The sequence below is a fragment of the Pseudomonas sp. Au-Pse12 genome, from assembly GCF_021341665.1.
Classification (GTDB): Bacteria; Pseudomonadota; Gammaproteobacteria; order Pseudomonadales; family Pseudomonadaceae; genus Aquipseudomonas.
Map to the genome: position 1 here is coordinate 152,785 of NZ_JAJTTH010000009.1, position 18,203 is coordinate 170,987.

16 protein-coding genes are annotated in these 18,203 nt (G+C 66.1%); 4 read left to right on the top strand and 12 right to left on the bottom strand.

Annotated elements, in window-relative coordinates; all coding sequences use genetic code 11:
• Nucleotides 1-51: 51 nt before the first annotated feature.
• From LXM55_RS24055 to LXM55_RS24065, 3 genes are read right to left on the bottom strand one after another with little or no spacing between them, the layout of a single operon-like run.
• Nucleotides 52-1,473 carry an efflux transporter outer membrane subunit gene (locus LXM55_RS24055; RefSeq protein ID WP_233322657.1) on the bottom strand — a complete coding sequence of 474 codons (1,422 nt, stop codon included), beginning with the start codon at nucleotides 1,471-1,473 and terminating at the stop codon, nucleotides 52-54.
• Nucleotides 1,457-2,623, bottom strand: a complete 1,167-nt coding sequence (locus tag LXM55_RS24060; RefSeq protein ID WP_233322658.1) for an efflux RND transporter periplasmic adaptor subunit — start codon at nucleotides 2,621-2,623, stop codon at nucleotides 1,457-1,459. Before LXM55_RS24060 ends, LXM55_RS24055 begins: the two co-directional genes overlap by 17 nt.
• On the bottom strand, nucleotides 2,613-5,834 hold the full coding sequence (locus tag LXM55_RS24065) for an efflux RND transporter permease subunit (RefSeq protein ID WP_233322659.1): 3,222 nt from the start codon (nucleotides 5,832-5,834) through the stop codon (nucleotides 2,613-2,615). The genes LXM55_RS24060 and LXM55_RS24065 overlap by 11 nt, the downstream gene beginning before the upstream one ends.
• A 230-nt stretch (nucleotides 5,835-6,064) precedes the next feature.
• Here LXM55_RS24065 and LXM55_RS24070 point away from each other — a divergent pair, with 230 nt between their 5' ends.
• From LXM55_RS24070 to LXM55_RS24080, 3 genes are all read left to right on the top strand, one after another.
• Complete coding sequence (locus LXM55_RS24070; protein ID WP_233322660.1) at nucleotides 6,065-6,469, top strand: PA0061/PA0062 family lipoprotein; 405 nt, start codon at nucleotides 6,065-6,067, stop codon at nucleotides 6,467-6,469.
• Between the two features lie 32 nt (nucleotides 6,470-6,501).
• Nucleotides 6,502-6,912: a PA0061/PA0062 family lipoprotein gene (locus tag LXM55_RS24075; RefSeq protein WP_233322661.1), complete on the top strand. Its 411-nt coding sequence runs from the start codon at nucleotides 6,502-6,504 to the stop codon at nucleotides 6,910-6,912.
• A 123-nt stretch (nucleotides 6,913-7,035) separates the two neighbouring features.
• A complete protein-coding gene (locus tag LXM55_RS24080) occupies nucleotides 7,036-8,052 on the top strand; it encodes a PDDEXK nuclease domain-containing protein (RefSeq protein ID WP_233322662.1) in 1,017 nt (338 codons plus the stop codon).
• 73 nt (nucleotides 8,053-8,125) lie between these two features.
• Here the strand turns inward: LXM55_RS24080 and LXM55_RS24085 are convergent, their stop codons facing one another.
• The 6 genes from LXM55_RS24085 to LXM55_RS24110 form a co-directional block, all read right to left on the bottom strand.
• Complete coding sequence (locus LXM55_RS24085) at nucleotides 8,126-8,497, bottom strand: YkvA family protein (protein WP_233322663.1); 372 nt, start codon at nucleotides 8,495-8,497, stop codon at nucleotides 8,126-8,128.
• Nucleotides 8,498-8,567: 70 nt separating this feature from the next.
• Complete coding sequence (locus tag LXM55_RS24090; RefSeq protein ID WP_233322664.1) at nucleotides 8,568-8,987, bottom strand: DUF6691 family protein; 420 nt, start codon at nucleotides 8,985-8,987, stop codon at nucleotides 8,568-8,570.
• Nucleotides 8,984-9,424 (bottom strand): YeeE/YedE family protein, encoded by a 441-nt coding sequence (locus LXM55_RS24095; protein WP_233322665.1) that lies wholly within the window; start codon nucleotides 9,422-9,424, stop codon nucleotides 8,984-8,986. Before LXM55_RS24095 ends, LXM55_RS24090 begins: the two co-directional genes overlap by 4 nt.
• A 135-nt stretch (nucleotides 9,425-9,559) precedes the next feature.
• On the bottom strand, nucleotides 9,560-10,387 hold the full coding sequence (locus tag LXM55_RS24100; protein WP_233322666.1) for a sulfite exporter TauE/SafE family protein: 828 nt from the start codon (nucleotides 10,385-10,387) through the stop codon (nucleotides 9,560-9,562).
• Entirely contained in the window at nucleotides 10,384-11,661 is a 1,278-nt protein-coding gene (locus LXM55_RS24105; protein WP_233322667.1) for an NAD(P)/FAD-dependent oxidoreductase, read from the bottom strand. Before LXM55_RS24105 ends, LXM55_RS24100 begins: the two co-directional genes overlap by 4 nt.
• Nucleotides 11,662-11,691: 30 nt before the next feature.
• Nucleotides 11,692-12,576, bottom strand: coding sequence for an MBL fold metallo-hydrolase (locus LXM55_RS24110; protein WP_233322668.1), 885 nt, complete (start codon nucleotides 12,574-12,576; stop codon nucleotides 11,692-11,694).
• A 251-nt stretch (nucleotides 12,577-12,827) separates the two neighbouring features.
• Between LXM55_RS24110 and LXM55_RS24115 the strand changes: the two genes are divergently transcribed.
• Nucleotides 12,828-14,156, top strand: coding sequence for a sigma-54 interaction domain-containing protein (locus LXM55_RS24115; RefSeq protein ID WP_233322669.1), 1,329 nt, complete (start codon nucleotides 12,828-12,830; stop codon nucleotides 14,154-14,156).
• 50 nt (nucleotides 14,157-14,206) lie between these two features.
• Here the strand turns inward: LXM55_RS24115 and LXM55_RS24120 are convergent, their stop codons facing one another.
• The 3 genes from LXM55_RS24120 to LXM55_RS24130 are packed head-to-tail and all read right to left on the bottom strand — an operon-like array spanning nucleotide 14,207 to nucleotide 18,095.
• A complete protein-coding gene (locus LXM55_RS24120; RefSeq protein ID WP_233322670.1) occupies nucleotides 14,207-15,109 on the bottom strand; it encodes a tyrosine-protein phosphatase in 903 nt (300 codons plus the stop codon).
• 20 nt (nucleotides 15,110-15,129) lie between these two features.
• On the bottom strand, nucleotides 15,130-16,512 hold the full coding sequence (locus LXM55_RS24125) for a DUF1329 domain-containing protein (protein WP_233322671.1): 1,383 nt from the start codon (nucleotides 16,510-16,512) through the stop codon (nucleotides 15,130-15,132).
• 29 nt (nucleotides 16,513-16,541) lie between these two features.
• Nucleotides 16,542-18,095 carry a DUF1302 domain-containing protein gene (locus LXM55_RS24130; protein WP_233322672.1) on the bottom strand — a complete coding sequence of 518 codons (1,554 nt, stop codon included), beginning with the start codon at nucleotides 18,093-18,095 and terminating at the stop codon, nucleotides 16,542-16,544.
• Between the last annotated feature and the right edge of the window lie 108 nt (nucleotides 18,096-18,203).

The following is an 18,203-nucleotide window of genomic DNA, read 5'->3' on the forward strand; positions in this document are numbered from 1 at the left end:
GACTCATAGGGCGAGGCGGCAAACCTCAAGCTTTTAGCTTGCCGCTTGCCGCTACAAACTTGCCGCTGATTCTCCTCCTCCCAAGGCCACCACCAACCCCACGCTCGCCTGCAACTGCCTCGTCTGCAGTGCCTGCAACCCCCGCTGCGCCTGCAGCGCTGCAGTCTGCGCCGTCACCACATCCAGATAACTCACCGCCCCGGCCTGATAGCTGTTCATGGCCAAGGTCTGGGTGTGCTGCGCTGCATTCACCGCTGCCTGCTGATCCAGCGCTTCCTGGCGCAGATCCCGCAGTTGCCCCAGGTTGTCCTCCACCTCGCGCACCGCCCGCAGCACTTGCCCACGGTAATGGGCGGCGGCTTCTTCGAACTCGGCATGGGCCTGGCGTTCATTGGCGCTTAGCCGCCCGCCATCAAAGATCGGCAGGTTCATCAGGGGGCCCAAGGCCCAATAGCGATTGCCCGCCGCCAGCAGGTTGCCCACGCCCTGGGTCTGCCCACCGAGCATTCCGGTCAGGCTGAAATCCGGGTACCAGGCGGCGCGGGCCACGCCGATGCCGGCATTGGCGGCGTACACCCGGCGTTCGGCGGCGGCAATGTCCGGCCGGCGTTGCAGCAGGGTGCTGGGCAGTTGCTGGGGAATACTCGGCAGGCTCAGCAGTCGCGAAGAGGGCGCCAGGCTGAAGCGGCTGGCGGGTTCGCCCACCAGTTCGCCAATGGCGTGTTCGCTGAGGTTGCGCTGGGCCCGCACTTCGTCCAGTTCCGCCTCGGCGCTGGCCAGTTGGCTCTGGGCCCGGGTCAGGTCCAGTTCCGAGGCGATCTGCCCTTGATAACGGTCGCGGGTCAGTTGCAGGGCCTGGGCGTAATCCTCCAGGGAGTGGCTCAAGATCCGGCTCTGGGCATCCAGGCCAGTGAGTTGCACATACAGGCTCGCCAACTGTTTTTGCAGGCTCAGGCGCGCTGCTTCCAGGTCATCCCCGGAGGCTTGGGCCTGGGCGTCGCCGGCTGCCGCTTGATTGCGGATGCGCCCCCACAGGTCGAGGTCGAAACTCAGGGCAAAACCGGCGCTGTTGCTGTTGTAGATCGACGGTTGCGTGCTGCCCCGCAGCGGCCGGCTGTCCGACTGGCGCTGGCGCAAGGGCTGGGCGCTGGCGCTGATCTGCGGGAACAGCCCGGCGTGCAGTTGGCTGGCGTAGGCCTGGGCGCTGTCGTAGTGGGCCAGGGCTGCCGCCAGGTCGGGGTTGGCGCGGAGCAGGCGCTGTTGCAGGTCGTCCAGACGCGGGTCCTGGAACAGTAGCCACCAGTGCTCGGCGAGCCCCTGGGGCGTGGCGGCCGGGTGCCAGGGGCCATCGCTGCTCTGTTCGCGGTATTGCGCCGGCAGGTCGATGGCCGGCACCTGGTAGCGGGGCGCCAGGGAGCAGCCGTGCAGGGCCAGCACCAGCAGGGCGGCGAGGGGCTTAAGCCTTGGGCGCATGCTCACCTCCGGCGTCGGCCAGTTGCACCAGGTCACCTTCGCGCAGGGCGTCCGGTGGGTTGTCGATGACTTGATCCGTGGCTTGCAGGCCCTGGTCGATCACCAGTCGCTCGCCCAGGTCGAGGCCGATATGGATGCTGCGCAGGTGCACGTGCCGGGAGCCGTCGATCAATGCCACTTGGGTGCCCTGGGCACGGAAGATCAGGGCGCTGGCGGGGATGCTCACGCCGTGGGTGTCGGCAGGGATGGCCAGGGTGGCTTCGGCATAGTCGCCGGGCATCAGGGCGCTGTCGGGGTTGGCGGCGACGAACTGCGCCAGCAGGGTGCCGGAGCGCGGGTCGATGGCGGTGGAGTCGCCCACCAGTTGCGCGCTGAAGTGCTGGCCCGGGTGCTCGGGCACGGTCAGCTGCGCTTGCAGGCCGGGGCGGATGACGCTGGCGTAGTTCTGCGGAATCGGCACGTAGAGCCGCAGTTTGTGGGTGTCCGCCAGGTCGAACAGCTCGGGGTCGCTGTCGTTGTCGGCCTTGATCAACTGGCCGATGTCGGTGTGGCGGGCGGTGAGGGTGCCGGCGAATGGCGCGCGAATGGTCTTGTAGTCTTCCAGCGCCGTGAGCCGTGCGTAGTCGGCGGCGGCTGCCTGGGCATTGGCCTTGGCAGCGGCGGCGTTGGAGCTTTTTTCATCGGCTTCCTGGCGCGACACCGAGTGGCTGGCCAACAGGTGCTGCCAGCGCTCGGCGGTGGTCTGCGCCAGCCTTGCATTGGCCTGCTGCTGGATCATCCGCGCCCGGGCCTGGGCCACTTGCTGATCCAGGTCGGGGCTGTCGATATGGGCCAGTACCTGCCCGGCGGCCACCTTGGCGCCTATGTCCTGGCTCCAGTCCTTGAGGTAGCCGCTGACCCGGGCGTGGATCGGCGCCTTGCTCCAGGCTTCCAGGTGCGCCGGCAGGCGCAGGGTGTCGCCCAGTAGGTTGTGCTGCGGCTGGAACACCAGCACCTGCGGCACGGCGGCGGTTTCGGTCCAGGCGACCACGGCCCGTTCATGCCGGATGCGCGCCGCCAGGCCGCTGGCCACCAGCAAGGCGGCCAGGCTCAGACTGCCTATGCCCAGCAGCATCAGGCGTTTGCGCGAAGGGGTGTGATCAGGCGACATGGGTGTTTTCTCCAGCAACAGCGGATTGGGGACGGCGGCCGTGGACCAGGCTGAAGACCACGGGGACAAAAATCAGGGTGGCGACGGTGGCGAGCAGCAGCCCGCCGATCACCGCGCGGCCCAGGGGCGCGTTCTGTTCTTCGGACAGGGCCAGGGGCAGCATGCCGATGATCATCGCCAGGGCGGTCATGCACACTGGGCGAAAGCGTGTGTAGCCGGCCTCCAGCGCGGCCTTGAGGGCGTCGCCGTGCTCCGCCAGGCGCTCGCGGCAAAAACTCACCACCAGGATCGAGTTGGCGGTGGCCACCCCCATGCACAGGATGGCCCCGGTCAGCGCCGGCACCGACAGCGCGGTGCCACTCAAGAACAGCATCCAGACGATTCCGGCCAGGGCCGCCGGCAGGGCGGTGATGATCACGAACGGATCGACCCAGGACTGGAAGTTGACCACGATCAGCAGGTAGATCAGCACCACCGCCCCCAGCAGGCCCAGGCTCAGGCCGCTGAAGGCCTGGTGCAGGGCGTCGATCTGCCCGTGCAGGCTGACCGTGGCGCCCTTGGGCCGCAGGGCTGCGGCGTCGTCCAGGACCTTTTGCATGTCGTGGGCCACGGCGCCCAGATCGCGCCCCTGGACGTTGGCGTACAGGTCCAGGGTGGGCTGGATGTTGTAGTGGCTGACCACCGCCGGGCTCTCGACCCGGGAAATATCTGCCAGGCCGCCGAGGATCTGCGACTGGCCGTTGCTGCCGGTGACCGGCAGCGCTTCCAGGGCCGGCAGGCTGTCCAGGCGGTACTGCGGGGTGGCGGCGACGATGGAGTAGGACACGCCGTTCTTCGGGTTGAGCCAGAAGGTCGGCGCCACCTGGGAGCTGCCGGCCAGGGAGGCGACCATGCTGTTGGTCACGTCGCGCTCGGTGATCCCCAGGCCATTGGCCCGCAGGCGATCGACCTTGACCTGCAAGGACGGGTAGCCGGTGGACTGCTGGATGCGCAGGTCGGCGATGCCCGGCACATGCTGCAGGCGCCGTTGCAGTTCCAGGGCGAAGGCGCGGTTGGCTTCGGTGTCGGGCCCGGAGATTTTCACGTCCAGCGGGGCCGGGGCGCCGAAGTTGAGGATCTGGCTGCTGATGTCCGCCGGCAAAAAGGCGAACTGGCTGCCGGGGAAGCTTTCCGGCAGGGCTTGGCGCAGTTGCTTCACGTAGTCGGCGCTGGGGGCGTGGCCGGGTTTCAGGGTGACCTGGATATCGCCGTCCTGCGGGCCGATGGTGCCGCTGTTGCTGTAGGCCATGTCGATGCCGCTCAGGGGGATGCCGATGTTGTCGATGATGCTGTCCAGCTGCTCCGGCGGGATCACCTCGCGGATGCGCGCTTCGATGCGGTCGAAGGCCGCCGCGCTTTCCTCGATCCGCGTGCCCAGGGGCAGGCGCACATGCAGGGCCAGGGCGCCGGCGTCGGTGGCGGGGAAGAAGTCCTGGCCCAGGCTTGGCAGCAGGGCGAAGGACGCCAGCACGCAGGCGAGGAAGCCGAGGATGAAGCTCTTGCGCCGGCCCAGGGCCAGCTGCAGCAGGCCGTGGTAGGTGTCGCGAATGTTGGAAAAACGCGCCTCGAAACCTTGTTGGAAGGCCAGTAGCCCGCGCACTAGAGCGCTACGTGGCTGGGCGTGCTGTTCGCCTTCGTGGTGGTTGATGAAGGCATCTTCCGGGTGATGCCCGGGCCCGGCTTCCGGCGCGTGGGGCTTGAGCAGGTACATGGCCAGTGTGGGCACCAGGGTCCGCGAGAGGATAAACGAGCTGGCCATGGCAAAGATCACCGCCAGGGCCATGGGCCGGAACAGATAGCCGGCGATGCCCTGCAGCAGGAACATCGGCACGAAGACGATGCAGATGCACAGCAGCGAGACGAAGGCCGGGCCGACGATCTGTTTGGCGCCGTCGAGGATCGCGTCCTGCACCGCCTTGCCCTGTTCCAGGTGCCAGTTGATGTTCTCGATGGTCACCGTGGCGTCGTCCACCAGGATCCCCACCGCCAGGGCCAGGCCGCCCAGGGTCATGACGTTGAGGGTCTGGCCGCTGACCGCCAGCAGGGCAATCGCGGAAAGCACCGCCAGGGGAATCGAGGCGGCAATGATCAGGGTCGAGCGCCAACTGCCGAGGAACAGCAGGATCATCGCGCTGGTCAGCAGGGCGGCGATGATGCCCTCACGGGCCACGCTGCCCACCGACTGCTTGACGAACACCGAGGCGTCCCCCAGCAGCGAAGTCTTCAGCGCCGGCGGCAGGGTTTCGTTGATTCGCGGCAGCATCTGGCGGATGCCGTCGACGATGGACAGAGTGGAGATATTGCCGTTCTTCAGCGCCGGCATCAGCACCGCCCGGCGTCCGTCGACCCGCACGATATTGGTCTGCGGTGGCGAACCGTCGCGCACGTGGGCCACCTGGCCGATGGTGATCAGCGCGCCGTCCACGGTCTTGATCGGCAGGTCGTTGAGCTCCTCGATGGCGGTCGGGCTGTTGTTCAGCAGCACCGTGTATTCATCGCTGCCGAGCTTGGCGGTGCCCACCGGGATGATCTGGTTCTGCGCCGCCAGGGCATTGCCCACGTCCTGGGCCGACAGGCCCTTGGCGGCCAGGGCTTGCGGGTCCAGGTCGAGGGTGATTTGGCGCTGCTTGCCGCCCATGGGGGTGGGCATGGCCAGGCCGGGCAGGGCGCTCAGGGGCAGGCGGATGTTGTTCTGCACCAGGTCGCGAATCTTCGCCTCCGACAGGGTCGGGCTGGAGAAGGCCATCTGCAGGATTGGCACCGTCGAGGCGCTGTAGTTGAGGATCAGCGGCGGGGTGATGCCCGGCGGCATCTGCTTGAGCACGGTTTGTGAAACGGCGGTCACCTGGGCGTTGGCGGTGCGGATATCGACCCCGGGCTGGAAGAAGATCTTGACGATGCCCATGCCCGGCAGCGACTGCGATTCGATGTGCTCGATGTCGTTGACCGTGGTGCTCAGGGAGCGCTCGTAGGTGTAGATCACCCGCCCGGCCATGGCGTCCGGCGACAGGCCGTTGTACTGCCAGACCACCGCCACCACCGGAATGCCGATGTCGGGGAATACATCGGTGGGGGTACGCAGGGCCGTCAGGGGCCCGATGATGCAGATGAATATCGCCAGCACGATAAACGTGTAGGGCTTGAGCAGTGCGGTCTTGACCAGCCCGAGCATGCCGAAAACCTCCGAGGGAGTGGGATTGCAAACCTCGGCAGCCTGCAGCGACCCACCTAACACGCGGCTTTCAGCCAGGTGAAGGAAGTTTTAGCTAAGGCCTGTATTTCCTTTCATGTGGATTCATTTGTTCTCGCGCCGGGGCCTCTACAAGCTTGATGGCCATCGACGCAGCCGATTTTTTTCCGGCCGGCGTCGCACCTGTTTCTGTCACTTGCGAGGTTTTTTTCATGTCCCTCAAACCGCTGTTGCTGCTGCCGGGCCTGGGCCTGGCGTGCCTGCTCTCGGCCTGTGCCGGGCCCGTGCCCAAGGCCGATCCGCAGCAGGCCTGGATCGATCTTTCCGAAGAATCCCCCAACGACTTGCTGGCCGACAGCGTCGACGGCCAGCGCTTGAGCGACGGCCGTTATTTCCAGGTCAGCCCGGGCCAGCACCGCTTGCAGATGGCCCTGTTGCAAGGGGCCAACGGCAACTCGGCGCAGCCCGAGTGCCTGGGACGCCTGGACTACACAGGGTTCCAGGCGGGCGGGCATTACCGGTTGGTGGAGTCGAGCCAGGGCCAGGACGTGAGCGCGGCGCTGCTGGATGACCAGGGCCGGCCAGTGGCCCGGAGCCAGCCTTTCAATTGCCTGTAACCCCCTTTTTTTGACTGCCGAGGTACTGCGTCATGACATTTAAACCGCTGCTGCTGATTCCTGCCCTGGGCCTGGTGGCCCTGCTCTCTGCTTGTGCTGGCCCCATGCCCCAGCCCGACCCCGGCGAGGCCTGGATCGGCCTGCAGGAAGAGGCGCCCAACGACCTGATGGCCGAACGGGTGGACGGGCACAAGGTCGATGATGGGCGTTATTTCCAGGTCAAGCCCGGTGCTCACCGCCTGGACGTGACCCTGTTTGAAGAGAACGTCGGTGATGCCAACCAGCAAGATTGCAATGGCCATCTCAGCTACGGCGGCTTCAAGGCCGGTGAGCATTACAGACTGGTGGAGTCGAGCCTGGGGACCGCGGTATCGGCGCGTTTGTATGACGCCCAGGGCAGGCAGGTGGCCAGTACCCACGACTTCAATTGCATGCCCGGCTGACAGGCCTGTTTGCGTCGCTGAAATCAGGACATTTCGCTCAAGGGAAAGAGACCGGGCTGACTACAGGTTCAAGGTGAGCCACGGGATGATAGAGGCCTGTCTCCAGCCAACCGAGCGTTCTCTATGAAGCCTGATGCGCAAGCGGCAATCACCTCCACCGATGTGGCATTCAGCGAAGTGGCGCACATGATCAGCACTGCGCGCCAGCGGGCGGTGCGAGCGGTGAATAGCCAATTGGTGGAACTGTATTGGCAGGTCGGGGCCTATATCAGCCGCAAGATCGAGGCGGCGGAGTGGGGCGATGGCGTGGTCCAGCAATTGGCGGATTACCTGGCGCGGCAGCAGCCGGGGCTGCGGGGGTTTACCCGGCGTAACCTGTTCCGCATGCGTCAGTTCTATGAGGTCTATCGAGGGGAGGAGAAAGTGTCAGCAGTGCTGACACAATTACCCTGGACCCAGAACCTGATCATTCTTGCGCAAGGTAAATGCGCGCAAGAGCGCGAGTTTTATCTGCGCATGGCCATTCAGGAGCAGTGGTCGACCCGCGAGTTGGAACGGCAGATCAAATCCGCCCTGTTCGAACGCACGCTGACCCACCCGGCCAATGCCACGGCCACCTTGAAACAGGCCCGTCCCGAGGCCCTGAAGGTCTTCAAGGATGCCTACATGGTGGAGTTTCTCGACCTGCCCCCGGGGCATGACGAGGCCGACCTGCATCAGGGGCTGGTGCGTCAACTCAAGGATTTTCTGATCGAGATGGGCCGCGACTTCTGCTTTGTCGCTTCGGGCTACCCCTTGCAGGTTGGCGGGCGCGATTTCGTTCTGGATCTGCTGCTGTTCCATCGCGGGTTGAATTGCCTGGTGGCCGTTGAACTCAAGGTGGGGCGCTTCGAGCCGGAGTACCTGGGCAAGCTGGACTTCTACCTGGAGGCCCTGGATCGCCAGGTGCGCAAACCCCACGAAAACCCGGCCCTGGGCGTGTTGCTCTGTGCCAGCAAGGATGACGAGGTGGTGGAATATGCCCTCAACCGTTCACTGTCACCGGCGTTGATCGCCGAGTACCGGACCCAGTTGCCGGACAAGCAACTGCTGCAGGCCAAGCTGCAGGAGTTCTATGCCCTGGACACGCAGGCGCGGTGAGTCGGGCGGCCATTGTGTCCGGGGCTGCACCGCCCTGGTGAGTCGAATGCGCACTCAGGCGCGGCCCCCAGGCTTATTCCGGTTCGCTGCCGAACCAGTCGGCCAGGCGTGCGCTGGCTTGCTCCTTGACTTCGGCGTTGATGTGGGCGGCCACGGCCACCACCGAGCCGGCCAGCAGCCCAAGGTCATCCGCGTACCCGACCCCGGGGATCAGGTCGGGGATGATGTCCACGGGCAGCACGAAGTAGCCCAGGGCAGCGTAGATGGTGGTCTTGGCCCAGATCGGGGTTTGCGGTCGTTGCGCGGCGTAGTAGAGCCACAGGGATTTCTGGATCAAGGCCCGGCCGATGCGTGAGGCGCAGCGGCCGATCTTGCGCCAGAGGCAGAGTTCAAGGGACTGGGTGGTGGACATGGCGCACTCCTGGGGGATACAGGTCCAGGTCATGGTCGCCACCCGCGCGGTGGACCGGCAGAGGTCAATGTTTCCCCGGTGGTTTCCCTCGTAGCAGTGCCGCTCAGGGCTGCCGACGGGCCTCCAGGCGCTGGAACAGCAGCATGCCCAGGAGCATGGCCAGGACGAACACCCAGGCTTGCCAGTGGCCGCCCGGCAACAGCACCAGGGCCGGTCCCGGGCAGATCCCGGCAATGCCCCAGCCGATGCCGAACAGCAGGCTGCCGCCGATCAGGCGTCGATCGACGCTGCGCTTGGCGGGGATCTGCATGGGCGCTCCGAGCACTGAGCGCGAGCGGCCCATGGCCCAATGGAAGGGCCACCAGGCCACCGCGATGGCGCCGAGCATCACCAGCGCCAGGGACGGGTCCCAGGTGCCGGCCAGGTCGAGAAAACCCAGGACCTTGGCCGGGTTGGCCATGCCTGCCAGCAGCAGGCCGATGCCGAACAGCAGGCCGGCAAAAAATGCGCTGAGTTTTCTCATGGCAGCAGCCCCAGTCCGTGGCGCAATACCCAGACCGTGGCGAAGCCGGTGCCCATGAAGCACAGGGTGGCGACGAGTGAACGTGGCGACAGCCGGGAAATGCCGCAGACCCCGTGGCCGCTGGTGCAACCGGCGCCATAGCGGGTGCCGATGCCCACCAGCAGGCCGGCGCTGATCAGGCCGAGCAGGCCGCCCTGGAACTCGGCGACGGGCAGGGCGTGAAACAGGCCCCAGAGCAGGGGCGCCAGCAACAGCCCGAGGATGAACAGGGCTTTTTCGCCCCAACCTTCGCTGCCCGGTTGCAGCAGGCTGCCGAGCAGGCCGCTGATTCCGGCGATGCGCCCGTTGGCGACGATCAGCAGCCCGGCCGCGAGGCCGATCAACGCGCCTCCGGCCAGGGCCGAGCCCGGGGTGAAATGTACGGCATCAAAGAGCATATCGATTTCCTCTGCATGGCCCTGTTATTCCACCTTGGAAGCGCAGCGTCGGTGGCGACGTCTTCGCTGGCAAGCCAGCGGCTAAAGGTGCTGTGTACCCGTTGTTGTGGGAGCCGGCTGACCGGCGAAAGGGCCTCAATGGGACAGCCAGCCCAGGGCCCCGCCCGCCAGCAGCAGCGCCGCGAGCATGCCGGTGACGGCGAACAGTTGTTGCAGGCGCGGCCCGGCCAGGTGGCTGGCCACCTGCCGGCCCAGCACCAGGCCCACTACCGCGCCCAGGGCAAAGGGCGCGCCCACCGCCCAGTGCATCACCCCGCTGAGGCTGGCGGTGATCACGCTGCCCAGGGACACCAGGGCAATCACCGCCAATGAGGTGGCGACGATGCTCTTGCTGTCCAGGTTGGTGTAGCGGCTCAGGGCCGGGATGATCACGAAGCCGCCGCCCACGCCGAGCAACCCCGACAGCAGCCCCGAGAGCATGCCGGTGAAGGTCAATGCCCGGGCGCAGGGCAGGGTCCAGCGCAGGCGACCCTGGGCCGGGTTGAGCACGCAGGGCAGGAACGCCGGACGCGGCGCCGCCTGGCCCTGTTTCAATTCCAGGCTGGCCTTGCGCAGGATGCGCCCGCAGGCATACAGCAGCACCAGGGAAAACAGCAGCGCCAGGGGCAGGTTGGGCAGGCGGTGGGCCAGCCACAGCCCCAGCGGCGCCATGAGGATGCCGATGCTGGCGACGAACCCCGCCGCGCGGTAGCGCACGATGCCCTGGCGCAAGCCCAGCACCGCGCCGACGCTGGCGGCCAGGCCCACCGCCAGCAGGCCGATAGGGGCAGCCTCGACCATGCTCAGGCCCAGGCCGAAGACCAGCAGCGGCACCGCGAGAATGCCGCCGCCGGCTCCAGTCAGCGCCAGGATCGCGCCAATGACCGCCCCCAGCCCGGCGCCCAAAAGACTGTGTTCGTTCATGCTTTCGGGGTGTCCGTGGCCAGGGTCGGTTGCGCCAGCCATTCATGGCCCTTGAGCATGCCGCGCCAGTACAGCGGCGGCAGAATCCGTTCCTTCAGCCACCAGGCGCGGCGGGTCGGCTGGCGGCCGTCCAGCAGCCAGCGCGGAAAGCTCGGCGCCAGCTTGCCACCGTAGGTGAATTCGGCGAGGACGATCTTGCCCCGTTCCACGGTCAGCGGGCAGGAACCGTAGCCGTCATAGGCGGCCAGCCGGGTCAGGCGCTTGAGGGCCACCAGCACGTTGTTGGCCACCACCGGCGCCTGCTTGCGCGCCGCGGCGGCGGTCTTGGCGTTGCTGGTGTTGGTGGCGTCGCCCAGGCCGTGGATGTTGACGAACCGCGTGTGGCGCAGGCTGTGGGGATCGACGTCGATCCAGCCGGCGGCGTCCGCCAGCGGGCTGTGGCGGATGAAGTCCGGAGCGCATTGCGGTGGCACCACGTGCAGCAGGTCGAAGGCGCGCTCCAGGGTTTCCTGGCGGCCGTCGGCCAGGGTGCGAACGAAGGTCGCGCGCTGCGCCGGGCCGTTCACCGCCACCAGGTTGTGGCCGAAATCCAGCTCGATGGCGTACTTCTTCACGTATTCCATCAGCGCCGGCACATAGTCGGCCACGCCGAACAGCACGCCGCCGGCATTCAGGAAGCGCGGCTTGATCGCCCCCAGGCGCCCGTGGCGCAGCCAGTGGTCGCAGGACAGGTACATGGCCTTCTGCGGCGCCCCGGCGCACTTGATCGGCATGGGCGGCTGGCTGAACAGCGCCTCGCCCTGTTGCAGCTGCTGCACCCGTTGCCAGGTGTAGGGCGCCAGGTCGTAGCGGTAGTTGGAGGTTACGCCGTGGTTGCCCAGGGCCTGGGGCAGGCCGTCGATGGCCGCCCAGTCGAGCTTGAGCCCGGGGCAGACGATCAACTGGTCGTAGGCCAGCACGTGGCCGTTGTCCAGTACCAGGGCATTGTGTTGCGGCTCGAACTGGCTGACCGCGTGCTGGATCCATTTGACGCCCTGGGGAATCAGCTCGGCCATGGTCCGCTCGGTGGACGCGGCGCTGAATACCCCTGCGCCCACCAGGGTCCAGCCGGGTTGGTAGTAGTGGTGCTTGGCGGGGTCGATGAGGGCCACGTCCAGGTGCGGATCGCGGGTCAAGAGGCTGGCGGCAACGGCGATGCCGGCGGCACCGCCACCGACGATCAGCACCTGGTGGCTGCCGTCGACGGGGCGCAGGGCCGGGTTGAAGGGACGCATGGCAAGGTCTCCGTGTGGAGTCAGTAATAGTTATAGGGTGTTCAGGGGAATCTTCAGGTAGCTCACGCCGTTGTCTTCGGGCTCGGGAAAGTGCCCGCTGCGCATGTTGACCTGCACCGAAGGCAGGATCAGCACCGGCATGTCGAGGGTCGCGTCGCGGGCTTCGCGCATCTTCACGAAGCTGTCTTCGTCGATGCCCTGATGGATGTGGATGTTGTTGGCGCGCTGCTCGGCGACGGTGGTCATGTATTGCAGTTCGCGGCCGTTGGGCAGGTAGTCGTGGCACATGAACAGCCGGGTCTGCGGGGGCAGGGCGAGGATCTTGCCGATCGAGCGATACAGGGTCCGCGCATCGGCTCCGGGGAAGTCGCAGCGGGCGGTGCCGTAGTCGGGCATGAACAGGGTATCGCCGACAAAGGCCACGCACTCGTCGCCGACCTGCACCAGGTAGGTCATGCAGGCCGGGGTGTGCCCCGGGGTGTGCAGGGCGCGGGCGCCGAGGCCGCCGATGGCGAACTCGGCGCCGTCTTCCAGCAGCACGTCGAACTGACTGCCGTCGCGGGCAAAGGCCGGGGCCTCGTTGAACAGCGCGGCAAAGACTTTCTGCACCCGGGTGATCTGATTGCCGATGGCCACCTGGGCCCCCAGCTGGTCCTTGAGGTAGGCCGCGGCGGACAGGTGGTCGGCGTGCACGTGGGTTTCCAGGATCCAGTCGACCCGGGCTTCCAGCTCGCGCACCCGAGCGATCAGGCGGTCGGCGGAGTCGGTGCGGGTGCGGCCGGATTTCGGGTCGTAGTCCAGCACGCTGTCGATCAGCGCGCAGCGGCGGCTGGCCTGGTCCATCACCAGGTAGCTGATGGTCCAGGTCTGACTGTCGAAAAAAGCTTCTACACGCAGCGTGTCGCTGATGATCATGGGGCACTCCAGGCAATGAAGGTGAGGGCAGTCTGCGCTGTCGCTCGTCCCTTGGACTGTCAATAAACGTGCCAACCTCAAATACCCGGATTGGCCACCTGTTCATTGAAGTAGAAGGCCGCAGAGGTTGCCATCAGGCGTTTTCTGCCGCGACTGCCAGCGTCATTTGGCAGTGGTATGGCAGCCTGTGGCAGAAAATGGCAGAAAGCCGCGGCGTGCTTTAAGCTGCCGCCACTGCCCCGGAGTTGCCCATGTCCCTGATCGCCACCGACCTTGCCCAGCCGTCCATGTCTGCCCTGGTGTCCTACCTCGAACACGACCCGCAACCGACCATCGTGCTCGACACCGACTACAACATCATCGCTGCCAACACCGCCTACCAGCGTCAGTTCGGCGTGGCCGGCAAGCCCCACGTCGGCGCCAAGTGCTACCGCGTCTCCCACCAGTTCGCCGTGCCCTGCGATCAGGCCGGCGAGCATTGCCCGATGCGCAAGGCCCATGACAGCCAGGTGCCGGAGCGCATGCTGCACATCCACCACACGCCTCGTGGCCCGGAGCACGTGGACGTGGAGTTGCGGCCGATCATCGGCGAGGCCGGTACCGTGGTGGCCTACGTCGAACGCCTGAGTTCGGTGGCGGTGGCTTCGGTGCAGCCCCAGCAGAAAGGCCTGGTGGGACGCTCGTCGGCCTTCAACGAAGCCTTGAGCGCCTTGCAGCGGGCGGCTCCGGCGCCGATTCCGGTGTTGCTGCAGGGCGAGTCCGGCACCGGCAAGGAGTTGTTCGCCCGGGCCCTGCACGATGGCAGCCCCAGGGCCAGCGGGCCGCTGGTGGTGGTGGACTGCACCGGGCTCACCGAAACCCTGCTGGAAAGCGAATTGTTCGGCTATGAAAAGGGCGCCTTTACCGGCGCCCTGCAACGCAAGATCGGCCTGGCGGAAGCGGCCCACGGCGGCACCCTGTTTCTTGACGAAATCGGCGAGGTGCCCCTGGCCATGCAGGTCAAGCTGCTGCGCCTGATCGAGTCCGGCAGCTTCCGCCCAGTGGGCAGCCTGCGCACCGTGCACTCGGATTTCCGCCTGGTGGCGGCCACCCACAAGCCGCTCAAGGAAATGGTCGCCGCCGGCAGCTTCCGCCAGGACCTGTACTACCGCATCAGCGCCTTCCCGATCCGCCTGCCGGCGCTGCGCGAACGCAGCGACGACCTGCCGCTGCTGATTGACAGCCTGCTGCGCCGCCTCGATCCCGGGGTGGTGCCGCGGGTCGATCCCCAGGCCCTGGAACAACTGCGGCTGTACACCTACCCAGGGAACATTCGCGAGCTGCGCAACATCCTTGAACGGGCCCGCTTGTTCAGCGATGACGGGGTGATCCGCCTGCAGGACCTGCCAGCGGAACTGCGCAGCCCTCAGGCCCCGGCCCCGGCCCCGGTGACCCGGCGTCGGGCCGGCAAGGACCTGGAGCAGTTGGCCCATGCCCTGGAAGTGTTCGACGGCTCGCGCAGCGAGTTGGCCAAGGCCCTGGGCCTGAGTGAGCGCACGCTGTACCGGCGCCTGAAGAACCTGGGCATTGCCACGCGTTGAGTGCCGCTGGGCGCCCGGGTGACGCTCACCCGGCGCACCTCCGGCGGCCCTCAGGGTGCGGCGGTTTCGAGGAACTTGCTCTGCAGGCGCGAGCGAAACGCGGCATCGACCCCCAGTCCCTCGCGCAGGTAGTTTTCCACTGATCCGTACTGCTCGCGCATGGCCGCAAACGCGGCTTGCAGGTAACGCGGCTCCACGCCCAGCAAGGGCTGCAGGGCTGCCAGATCGGCGCGGCCCTTGGAGTTGACGCGGACCTGTTCGACGATCTGCTGGTTCTTCTGCGCCAGGTAGCGGTTGGACTTCAGGTAATCCTCCATCACCGTGGCTTCCGGCACCCCTAGGGCCAGCAAGACAATGGCCGAGGCGAAGCCGGTGCGGTCCTTGCCGGCGGTACAGTGGTAAAGAATCGGCGTGCCCTGTTCATCGAGCAGGCCATGCAGCCAAGCGCGGAAGATCGGGCTCTGCTCGCGGACGAACTGGGTGTTGACACTGACCAGCATATCGTCCAGTTGCAGATCGGCGGTGTCGCCACTGTGGAGGCGTCGGGTCAGCTCGCGGATATCGAGGTTGCCAGCACTGATCGGCATCTCGACCCGCCGCTTCATCAGCTTCGGCGGCAGTCGGTCGGGGGCGTCGGCGATTTCCTGGAGGCTGCGCAGGTCCACCACACGTTGCAGTTGCAGGCGTTGCAGGCTGTGTTGATCTTCGGCACTGAGTTTGTCCAGGGCTCCACCACGGTACAGCAGGCCCCACTTCACGCTGCGCCCGTCGGTGGTGCGGTAGCCGCCCAGGTCCCGCAGGTTGGGTGCGCTTGCCAGGTCCAGGGCGCGCAGGGTTTGGCGTTCCGCGGCGGGCAGGTCTTGCCGGAGCGCTGGCTGCTCGGCAGGGGCCGCGTTGGTCGCGGCGATGGTGCACAGCAGGGCGGCCCCGAGGACCAGGTCGAATCGGGTCATGTTGCGCTCTCCGTGAGTGTTCATTTGGCACGCTTGCGCACGGCAGCGGGGGTGAAATCACCGGCATCGTGGGTGAAGCCCGCCAGGCGGATCGGCCCATGTTCGTTGGTCAGGCGATCCACCAGATAGGCCCCGGAAATCAGGTCGTGGTACACCGATGGCCCAGGCTGATAGCTCTGGGTGTCATAGGCGTAGAAGGTGGTTTGCAGGTTGGTGCGCCAGAGGTGGTTGCGGGCGTCGTAGCTGTCGGCGATGACCGCGCCCCAGGTGTCTTCGTCGATGTAGAAGCGGCGTTTGGCATACACATGACGGTTGCCGGGCTTGAGGCTGGCCTCCAGTACCCATACCCGGTGCAGTTCATAGCGCAATGTCTCGGGGTTGGGGTGGCCAATGGTTTCGGTGAGCTTAGCCAGGGTGATGGCGGGATCGTTGATCCGGTAGTTGTGGTAGGGGATGAACAGCTCGCGCTTGCCGATGATGGTCCACTGGTAGCGGTCGGTGCCGCCGTTGAACATACGGCTGTCATCGTTGACCCGCAGGCTGCCGCTGGCGCCGCTGGAGGGGTTGTCGTAGCCAACGTTGGGCGCCCGCCGCACCCTGCGGCTGCCTGGGTCGTACTGCCAGCTTTGCTGGGCATTGGCCACCGGGTTGACGAAGCCGTGGCCGAAGGTGATCTTGCCCAGCTCCCGGGCCGGCTCCAGGGTCTTGTGCATGAAGTGGCCGGTAATGGCATCGCTGTCGTTTTGCCGGTGGCTGTCCGGGTTGGTCCAGATGTTGAACGTCTGGTGGTGCTGAACCTGGCGCGCCTGCTTGCCGTTGGTCAGGGTCACGATCAGGCTGTAGATGCCTTCCTCACCGGGTCCGCGTCCTTGCAGAATGTGGTTCTTGATCAGTTGATTGCCGTTTTTCGGGATCGGGAACGGCGATCCGCCCCAGGCCCCGGTCACGCCGTTGCCATCCTCGCTGAGCTGGGCTGTGCGGCCGTTTTCACGGATGTGCGCTTCGATGTTCGCGCTGGGGCGAAAGTCGCGGTGGCTGGGGTAGATGTCCATCCGGTAGCTGCGCGGGTAGCGCTTGAACAGGGCAACCTGGCCGTCGCTGAGGCGGTCCTGGTACTGCTCTAGGTTCTGCGCGGTAATGCTGAACAGCGGGCGCTCGTCGGCGTAGGGGTCAGGATAGAGCGAACCGCTGCCGGCAAAGGCGACATGAGCAGGGGCTCCGCGCCATTGGCCGGACCAGGCCGGAATACTGCCGTCGGCGTTACCGGCGCGCTCGGCGCCGATAGGGGTGAGGTCCTGGTCCAGTCGGTTCAGTTCGGCTTCGCTGAGTCCGGCCAAGGCCACGGGGCTCAAGCCAAGCAGGCAGGCGAGTAACAGGGCGGGTGATTGCAGTTCACGGGGCATGATCGTGCTCTCGTTGTCGGCGGGATGAGTTAGAAGCTGTACTTGGCGTTCAGGGCGATATGGTCGCGGTCGGCCAGGCTGTTGTAGCGCGGGCTGCCCAGGTAGGCGTTGTAGGTGGCCTCCAGGGACAGGTTGCCGAGGTATTCCAGGGTGCCGCCCAGGGACAGGCGGTTTCTGCCCTGGTTGTAACTGCCTAGCGAGGAGTTGCCGTTGACTCCCTGGTTGAACGTCAGGGGAATGGTCAGGTCCCAGCCGGGCATGACCTCGATGTAGCGCGCACTGGCCCTGAGGGTGTAGCCCCAGGCCGAGCGGTCGTTCCACAGTTGGTCGCTGGGCGCGCGTCGCGCCAGGTAGGCCTTGTCGACGCTCAAGACACGGTTGTAGCCGACCTCGCCGGTGAGGCTGAAGGTATCGGAGAAGGGCGTCTGGCCGAAGCCGTGGGTCATCGACAGCAGCACCTGAGCGGTCTTGCCACGGGTGGTATGGCGCGCACCGCCGAGGTTCACCGCCAGGGGCAGGCGGTTCTGGACGCTGAGTTCACCGTTGATGTTGGTGTCGCCGACCACGGTGGCGAAGCTGGCGCCGTAGAGCTGGATATCCTCGTAATAGCGGGCCTGGTAGGCGCCACGCCGGCTCAGGTTGTCCACCACGGGCGTCTTGCTGTGGTAGCGCAGGCGGTAGAGGCCGAACTCGGTGTTGTTCAGGCTCTGGGCCACATAGCGCAGGCCCAGGCCGAATTGCCCACTGTCACGGGGTTTGTCGTCCTTCAGGCGCAGCAGTTGACCGGTGGAGTTGCTGTAGCCGCCTTCGTCGATCAGGTCGCTGGTGGAGAAGTAGCTGCCCACCGCGTTGAGCCGGGTCTTCTTCCACTCGTACTGGTAGTAGAACTGCAGGTCCAGCGCTTCGCTGAGGCCGTAGGAGGCGAACAATTGTCCGGTCGGCAGCGTGCGTTCCTTGACCTCGACCCCGGGTACGTTGGATTTGCTGGCATCCACCGGGTTCATCGCCGAGGCGATGCCGTTGCCGTTGTAGACGCTCTCGCCCCAGTACACCACCTGGCGCCCCAGGCGCAGGTTCAGGGGGCGGCCGCCAACCTGCCAGGTGCCGTAGAGGTAGTTGTCGAGCATTTCCACGGTGCCGCCGTGCATGTCGCGGGTGTCCGAGGAAAACTGGTCGGCGCGCGCGCACTGCCCGGCGGCGAAGCAGTTGGAGGTCCCGCTGCTATTACTGTTGCGCCGGTGGTAGACATCGTCATAGAAGGCGCTGGCGCGCACGAACAGCCCGTAGTCCTGACGGAAGCTGAAATCGGCGTCGCTGACAACGCCCAGGCGATGGCTGATCAGGTTGCCGCGCTTGAAGGCGTTGTTGCCATCGTTGCCGTTGGCATTGTTGCGTCCGCTCAGGGCATGGGCCGGCTTGGCGGTGCGCCAAGCCAGTCCGTAGGACACTACGTTGCTGTTCTGCACCTTGAACTCGTCGTTGAATTCGAATTCCAGGGCCGCCAGCGGTGGGGTGCACAAGAGCAGGGAAACGGAAGTTGCGAGCAGGGCGGTGCGCGAGCAAGGCGTTGTTGTTTTTTTCATTACTGCCTCTGAATGTCCGTTTTGCGTCGAGATACCGTTGGTTGGGGGGAGGAGGGGGAAGTGGACTATGGGAAATCTGACGGGGGGCGGGCATCGTCTATTCGGACT